This window comes from Parabacteroides sp. AF19-14 (assembly GCF_003635485.1).
Taxonomy (GTDB): Bacteria; Bacteroidota; Bacteroidia; order Bacteroidales; family Tannerellaceae; genus Parabacteroides; species Parabacteroides distasonis.
The window spans coordinates 1-1,686 of sequence record NZ_QTMJ01000054.1 but is presented as its reverse complement, the minus strand read 5'-3'; the positions used below and the strand labels follow the sequence as shown (position 1 = coordinate 1,686).

Annotated in this window: 2 protein-coding genes and 2 pseudogenes; 1 reads left to right on the top strand and 3 read right to left on the bottom strand. The window is 45.5% G+C overall.

Annotation, left to right across the window (positions count from 1 at the left end):
• Positions 1-180: pseudogene (locus DWX33_RS22170) on the top strand (N-acetylmuramoyl-L-alanine amidase); the annotation flags it as partial.
• Here the strand turns inward: DWX33_RS22170 and DWX33_RS22165 are convergent.
• The 3 genes and pseudogenes from DWX33_RS22165 to DWX33_RS22155 form a co-directional block, all read right to left on the bottom strand.
• Complete coding sequence (locus DWX33_RS22165) at positions 175-588, bottom strand: PIN domain-containing protein (protein ID WP_008771735.1); 414 nt, start codon at positions 586-588, stop codon at positions 175-177. The pseudogene DWX33_RS22170 and the gene DWX33_RS22165 sit on opposite strands and share 6 nt — an antisense overlap.
• A complete protein-coding gene (locus DWX33_RS22160; RefSeq protein WP_121772486.1) occupies positions 585-833 on the bottom strand; it encodes a DUF6364 family protein in 249 nt (82 codons plus the stop codon). The genes DWX33_RS22165 and DWX33_RS22160 overlap by 4 nt, the downstream gene beginning before the upstream one ends.
• A gap of 67 nt (positions 834-900) precedes the next feature.
• A pseudogene (locus tag DWX33_RS22155) lies at positions 901-1,572 on the bottom strand (sugar transferase).
• Positions 1,573-1,686: the final 114 nt, after the last annotated feature.

The following is a 1,686-nucleotide window of genomic DNA, read 5'->3' as shown; positions in this document are numbered from 1 at the left end:
GAACAAGGCCGTCCGGCCGATACCCGGACCTACGCCCAGCGCTGTACCTTGATGGATCTGCTACGGCAATTACGAAGTGATTACCCGAAGGCACGCATCCTAGGACATTACCAGTTAAGTCCCTATATCAAAAAGGCTTGCCCCTGCTTTGATGCCAGGGAGGAATACAGGGAGCTATAGACAGATCTGTGATAAAAACTCATCAGGAGTAAATACAGGAAGCGATGAATTCGCAAAATCTTTCGTATTTCGTGTGATTATCGCTTCCACATTTTCCCGCAATGCTGAATAATATTGTAAAGCATCCTCATAATCCACGAACTTAGAGGCCAAAGCATCATCCACTACCCGTTCATCTGCTATAGTCACCTTAGATAATTGACGAAAATTGCGTAACAACAATCTCATTCCATCCCGACCATGTTTTCGTAACAGATAAGACGCTGTCGCATAAGTCATAGGCGAAACATATAACAAGATCTTACCTTCATAAGCCAAGGAAAAAATAGATACAGCCGCATGATAAAACGGCTCACGTTTATCTAAGAGATCTATCACCACATTGGTATCCAAGAAAATCTTTCTCATCGATATTTTTCCTCCAAATAACGATGATACGCCTCTCTTCCATTCAAATCAGTCTCGTCTACAGGAGAACCTGCGCCTAACAAACTTTGAATAACATCGGGAATTTCGCTTTTTTCCTCCTGTTGTTTAACCAAGCGGGATAAATAATCCGTCAACATTGTAGACAAATCAATACCCCGAAGTTTCGCATAAGCGATCGCCTTATCCAAAAGATGTTTCTCTAATTGTATTTGAACTGTCTCCATATTCAATTCTCCTCCATTTTTGATAAGACAAAGATAATTTATTTCTTCATATCCTAAGACCATGGGGCTAAAATTTCTTACCGAACGCTATATTCAAGAAGGTCTTCACCAATATCTTGAAATCGAACAGCCAAGAGCGATGCTCCAGATAGAACAGGTCATAACGCAAGCGGCGGAGCATCTTATCGACCGTGTCCGTATAGCCATTGTAAAGCGTGGCGTAAGAGGTCACACCCGGACGGATCTGGTAGAGGTAACGGTAACGGGGATCACGCTCCATGATCTGGTCGATGTAGAACTTACGCTCGGGACGGGGACCGATAAAGGACATATCGCCCACGAAGACATTCCATAACTGGGGCAACTCGTCCAAGTGATGTACCCGGAGGAATTTTCCGACACGGGTCATCCGGGGATCTGCCCCACCCTTCTAAAGGGCCGGACCGAATTTCTCAGTGTCCAGACGCATACTGCGGAACTTATAGATGTTGAACGGGCGACCGAAACGACCGATACGCTCTTGCTTAAAGATCGCCGGGCCTCCATCCTCCCGCTTTACGGCGATATAACAAAGTAAAAACAGCGGGGAAAATACGATCAAGGCCAAAAACGCCAGCGCACAATCCCCTATACGTTTTACATTACGTTGGAACATACCCATCCCATCCGGGATGAATCGCTCCGGTTCCTCTCCCTCACTTTTTCCTAATGGTGTAGTTTTCTTTTTTTCAGCACTCATACTCTCTCACTTAATAAAGGCAATCCCTCCACCTCGCCGACGTGCCATTCACGGTAGTCTGCCAAGGAAAATCCGGGGACGGTCAATAGCTTGTAATCCGACTCGTCTCTTCTC

Bases quoted from the DNA above. Each gene is read 5' to 3' on its own strand.
- DWX33_RS22165 (WP_008771735.1), bottom strand. From the start codon at position 588: ATGAGAAAGATTTTCTTGGATACCAATGTGGTGATAGATCTCTTAGAT.
- DWX33_RS22160 (WP_121772486.1), bottom strand. From the start codon at position 833: ATGGAGACAGTTCAAATACAATTAGAGAAACATCTTTTGGATAAGGCG.